This is a genomic window from Pseudomonas mandelii, from assembly GCF_024138395.1.
In the GTDB taxonomy this organism is placed as follows: domain Bacteria; phylum Pseudomonadota; class Gammaproteobacteria; order Pseudomonadales; family Pseudomonadaceae; genus Aquipseudomonas; species Aquipseudomonas mandelii_E.
In genome coordinates this window covers 1-5364 of the sequence record NZ_JAMYDU010000050.1, presented here as the reverse complement: position 1 = coordinate 5364, position 5364 = coordinate 1, and the positions used below count along the sequence as shown (strand labels likewise).

Below are 5364 nucleotides of genomic sequence, written 5' to 3'. Positions count from 1 at the left end.
GGCGAAGGCGATCTTCCGGACGCCTTCGCCGGCAAGCCTGGCTCCTACAGAAAAGCCCGCCCGGCTCAACTGAATAACGACAAGTGGAGGCCCATCATCATGGCCAACCTGAAAATCAAAAATCTGCAAAAAGGCTTCGAAGGTTTTTCCATCATCAAAGGCATCGACCTCGAAGTGAATGACAAGGAATTCGTGGTGTTCGTTGGCCCGTCGGGCTGCGGCAAATCCACCCTGCTGCGGCTGATCGCCGGCCTGGAAGAAGTCAGCGGCGGCACCATCGAACTGGATGGCCGCGACATCACCGAAGTCAGCCCGGCCAAGCGCGACCTGGCGATGGTGTTCCAGACCTACGCCCTGTACCCGCACATGAGCGTGCGCAAAAACATGTCGTTCGCTCTGGACCTGGCCGGTGTAGCAAAAGCCGAAGTCGAGAAGAAAGTCGGCGAAGCGGCGCGCATCCTTGAACTCGGACCGATGCTGGAGCGCAAGCCGAAGCAACTGTCCGGTGGTCAGCGTCAACGCGTGGCGATCGGCCGGGCGATCGTGCGCAACCCGAAAATCTTCCTGTTCGACGAACCGCTGTCCAACCTCGACGCTGCCCTGCGGGTACAGATGCGCCTGGAACTGTTGCGACTGCACAAAGAACTGCAAGCCACGATGATCTACGTGACCCACGACCAGGTCGAAGCGATGACCATGGCCGACAAAGTCGTCGTGCTCAATGGCGGCAAAATCGAGCAAGTCGGTTCGCCACTGGACCTGTATCACCAGCCGGCCAACCTGTTTGTCGCAGGCTTCCTCGGCACGCCAAAAATGGGCTTCCTCAAGGGCAAAGTCACCCGCGTTAACGGCCAAAGCTGCGAAGTGCTGCTGGACGCCGGCACCCGCATCAGCCTGCCATTAAGCGGTGCAAACCTGAGCGTCGGCGGTGCCGTGACCTTAGGGATTCGTCCGGAACATCTGGAGCTGGCGCAACCCGGTGACTGCACCCTGCAAGTCACTGCCGATGTCAGCGAACGCTTGGGCAGCGACACCTTCTGCCACGTCCTGACCTCTTCCGGTGAAGCGTTGACCATGCGCGTTCGCGGCGATCTGGCCAGCCGTTATGGCGAAACCCTGAGCCTGCACCTGGACGCTGAACACTGCCATTTATTCGATGCCGACGGCGTGGCGCTGACTCGCCCACTGCGCGCCGCAGCCTGATCCGAGAGCATTGCGATGAAACTGAATAAACACAACCTCAGCCGCCTCGCCCCCGAGGTGGCCCTGCCCGCCTACACCCTGAGCGATACCCGCCAGGGAATCGCGCACATTGGCGTCGGCGGTTTCCACCGCGCGCATCAGGCGTACTACACCGACGCCTTGATGAATACCGGCGAAGCACTGGACTGGGCCATTTGCGGAGTCGGTCTGCGCGCCGAAGACCGCCGCGCCCGGGACGATCTCAAAGAGCAGGATTATCTGTTTACCCTGTTCGAACTGGGCGACAGCGATGACGCTGAAGTGCGCGTTATCGGGGCCATCCGCGACATGCTGCTGGCCGAAGACAGCGCCGAGGCGCTGATCGACAAACTCGCCGATCCAGACATCCGTATCGTCTCGCTGACCATCACCGAAGGCGGCTATTGCATCGACGACAGCAACGGCGAGTTCATGGCCCACCTGCCGCAGATCCAACATGACCTGGCCCACCCGAACGCACCGAAAACCGTGTTCGGTTTCCTCTGCGCCGCCTTGGCCAAACGGCGTGCAGCCGGTACGCCCGCGTTCACCCTGATGTCTTGCGATAACCTGCCGCACAACGGCGCCGTGACCCGTAAAGCCCTGCTCGCGTTCGCTGCCCTGCGCGACGCCGATCTGCGCGATTGGATCGAGCGCCACGTCAGCTTCCCCAACGCCATGGTCGACCGCATCACGCCGATGACCAGCACCGAGCATCGTCTGCAACTGGCCGACAAACATGCTGTCGATGATGCCTGGCCGGTGGTTTGTGAACCGTTTGTGCAGTGGGTGCTGGAAGACAAATTCGTCAACGGTCGCCCGGCGTGGGAAAAGGTCGGCGTGCAGTTCACCGACGACGTCACGCCTTATGAAGAGATGAAGATCAAACTGCTCAACGGCAGTCATCTTGCCCTGACCTATCTGGGCTTTTTGAAGGGTTATCGCTTCGTTCACGAAACCATGAACGACCCGCTGTTCGTGCGCTACATGCGCACCTACATGGACCTGGACGTGACGCCGCAACTGGCGCCGGTGCCGGGGATCGACCTGACCGAATACAAAAACACCCTGGTGGCGCGCTTCTCCAATCAAGCGATTGCCGATCAGCTGGAACGGGTGTGTTCGGATGGCTCGTCGAAGTTTCCTAAGTTCACCGTGCCGACCATCAACCGCTTGATTGCCGATGGGCAGGAGACCAAACGTGCGGCGCTGGTGGTGGCGGCATGGGCCCTGTACCTCAAAGGCGTGGATGAGAATGGCCAGACCTATGCGATTCCGGACCCACGGGCGGCGTTCTGTCAGGCGCTGGTGGCCGATGATGTGTTGATCACTCAACGAATGTTGGCGGTTGAGGAGATTTTCGGGACGGCGATTCCGCGTTCACCGGAGTTTGTGGCGGCGTTCGAGTGGTGCTGTAACAGCTTGCGGGATGTGGGTGTGACGCGGACCCTCGAAAGAGTGCTCGCCACCTGATCGTTCCCACGCTCTGCGTGGGAATGCAGCCCGGGACGCTCCGCGTCCCATCCCAGAAGCGGACGCAGAGCGTCCATTGAGGCATTCCCACGCAGAGCGTGGGAACGATCTTCGGTAGGGTGTTTCCATGGCAAACCAACAACTGTTCCTCGGCATCGACTGCGGCACTCAAGGCACCAAAGCCATCGTCCTCGACGCGCACAGCGGCGAGGTCCTCGGTCAGGGCGCCGCCGCCCACAGCCTCATCAGCGGCGCCAACGGTCGCCGCGAGCAAGACGCCGCCCAATGGCTGGAGGCCTTTACCCTCGCCACCCGCCGCGCATTGCTCGAGGCGAATGTAGACGGTCAGGCCATCCTCGGCATCGGCGTTTCCGGCCAGCAGCATGGCCTGGTGCTGCTCGACGATCACGGCCAGGTGCTGCGCCCGGCCAAGCTCTGGTGCGATACCGAGTCCACGCCGGAGAACGACCGCTTGCTCGCCCATCTGGGCGGGGAAAAAGGTTCCCTGGAACGCCTCGGCATCGTCATCGCGCCGGGTTACACCGTGTCCAAACTGCTCTGGACCAAAGAACAACACCCGGAAGTGTTCGCCCGGATCGCCCGCATTTTGCTGCCCCATGACTACCTCAACTATTGGCTCACCGGCCGCAGTTGCAGCGAGTACGGCGATGCCTCGGGCACCGGTTATTTCAACGTGCGCACCCGCCAGTGGGACTTGCAACTGCTGCGCGACATCGACCCCACCGGACGCCTGCAAGCCGCGCTCCCGGAGCTGATCGATGCCCATCAACCGGTCGGCACGATTCTGCCGAGCATCGCCGAACACCTCGGCATCAATCCCAAGGCGCTGGTCTCCAGCGGCGGCGGCGACAACATGATGGGCGCGATCGGCACCGGCAATATACAGCCCGGCGCGATCACCATGAGCCTCGGCTCCTCGGGGACCGTCTATGCCTATGCCGAGCAAGCGAACGTCAGCCCCGATGCCTCAGTCGCGACGTTCTGCTCTTCCAGCGGCGGCTGGCTGCCGTTGATCTGCACGATGAACCTGACCAACGCAACCGGCGCGATTCGCGAGTTGTTCGAATTGGATATCGAATCGTTCAACGCCTTGGTCGAGCAAGCTCCGATCGGTGCCGACGGCGTGTGCATGCTGCCGTTCCTCAATGGCGAACGCGTTCCCGCCCTGCCCCATGCCAGCGGCAGCCTGCTGGGGTTGACCATGACCAACCTGACCCGGGCCAACCTGTGTCGCGCCGTGGTGGAAGGCACCACTTTCGGTTTGCGTTACGGGCTGGACTTGCTGCGCCGCAATGGCTTACAAAGCCGCAGCATCTGCCTGATCGGCGGCGGCTCGAAAAGCCCGGTGTGGCGACAGATCGTCGCCGACATCATGAATACGCCAGTGATTTGCACCGAACAAAGCGAGGCCGCGGCCCTCGGCGCAGCGATTCAGGCGGCGTGGTGCAAGTCCTGGGCAAACGGTCACGAACACAGCCTGGCTGATTTGTGCGAGCGCTGCGTAAAGCTCGATCTGGCCAGTGAAACCTTACCGATTGCAGAAAATGTGGCGGCCTGTCAGCAGGCCTATGAACGCTATCAACAGCATGTCGCAACCCTTTAAAGAGCGAATAACTATGTATCTGGTGTGTGGCGAAGCGCTGTTCGATTTCTTCAGCGAAGACGATGCCAGCGGTCTGGCATCCAAAGTGAATTTCAAGGCGATTGCCGGCGGCTCGCCGTTCAACGTGGCGGTGGGGTTACGCCGCTTGGGCGTGGACGCCGCGCTGTTTGCCGGGCTGTCGACCGATTACCTCGGCCGACGTTTGCAGCAAGTGCTGCAGGACGAAGGCGTGCGCCCGGACTACCTCGTGGACTTTGCCGCGCCGACCACCTTGGCGATGGTCGCGGTCGGGGCCAATGGCTCGCCTCACTACAGTTTTCGTGGCGAAGGCTGCGCTGATCGCCAGTTGAGCCTGGCGCATCTGCCAGAGCTGGGGCCAGAAGTGCGCGGTTTGCACGTCGGCTCGTTCTCGCTGGTGGTGCAACCGATTGCCGATACCTTGCTGGCGCTGGTGCAACGGGAAAGCGGCAAACGCCTGATCAGCCTCGACCCGAACGTGCGCCTCAATCCCGAACCGAACATCGAGTTGTGGCGTTCGCGGATTGCCACGCTGGTGGAGCTGGCGGATCTGATCAAGGTCAGCGACGAAGACTTGAGCTTGCTGTACCCCGAGCAAGATCCTCAGCGTGTCATCGAAGGCTGGCTGGAGCATCGCTGTCAGCTGGTATTCCTGACCCGAGGCGGCGAAGGCGCGACGGTGTTCAGCCGGGCTCATGGTTCGTGGTCGGTGCCGGCCAGTTCGGTGAAGATTGCCGACACCGTGGGGGCTGGTGATACCTTCCAGGCAGCACTGATTACCTGGTTGACCGAGCGGCAGCTGGATTCGGTTGAAGGTTTGCACCATCTGAGCCGTGAGCACATTGACGCGATGCTCAGGTTTGCAGTGAGCGCTGCGGCGTTGACCTGCAGCAAGACCGGGCCGGATTTGCCGTATCGGCGACAGCTAGAGTTGCGCTGAGTTTGATGGCCTCTTCGCGGGCAAGCCTGATCTGGCCTAATAATTCCGGACACCTCTTAAGGGCGATATGATTTCGCCAATTTGGAGG

At 61.4% G+C, this 5364-nt stretch carries 4 protein-coding genes; all 4 read left to right on the top strand.

Annotated elements, in window-relative coordinates:
* The first annotated feature begins 99 nt into the window (after positions 1 to 99).
* Positions 100 to 1203, top strand: a complete 1104-nt coding sequence (locus tag NHU87_RS28205; RefSeq protein ID WP_253555095.1) for an ABC transporter ATP-binding protein — start codon at positions 100 to 102, stop codon at positions 1201 to 1203.
* A gap of 15 nt (positions 1204 to 1218) precedes the next feature.
* Complete coding sequence (locus tag NHU87_RS28200) at positions 1219 to 2694, top strand: mannitol dehydrogenase family protein (protein WP_253555092.1); 1476 nt, start codon at positions 1219 to 1221, stop codon at positions 2692 to 2694.
* A 127-nt stretch (positions 2695 to 2821) separates the two neighbouring features.
* The gene (gene xylB, locus NHU87_RS28195) at positions 2822 to 4318 is read left to right on the top strand and encodes a xylulokinase (protein ID WP_253555089.1); all 1497 of its coding nucleotides are present in this window, start codon (positions 2822 to 2824) and stop codon (positions 4316 to 4318) included.
* A gap of 13 nt (positions 4319 to 4331) precedes the next feature.
* Entirely contained in the window at positions 4332 to 5276 is a 945-nt protein-coding gene (locus tag NHU87_RS28190) for a carbohydrate kinase family protein (RefSeq protein ID WP_253555087.1), read from the top strand.
* Positions 5277 to 5364: the final 88 nt, after the last annotated feature.

Coding starts and splice junctions, on each gene's coding strand:
- NHU87_RS28205 (WP_253555095.1), top strand. CDS start 100: ATGGCCAACCTGAAAATCAAAAATCTGCAAAAAGGCTTCGAAGGTTTT.
- xylB (WP_253555089.1), top strand. CDS start 2,822: ATGGCAAACCAACAACTGTTCCTCGGCATCGACTGCGGCACTCAAGGC.
- NHU87_RS28200 (WP_253555092.1), top strand. CDS start 1,219: ATGAAACTGAATAAACACAACCTCAGCCGCCTCGCCCCCGAGGTGGCC.
- NHU87_RS28190 (WP_253555087.1), top strand. CDS start 4,332: ATGTATCTGGTGTGTGGCGAAGCGCTGTTCGATTTCTTCAGCGAAGAC.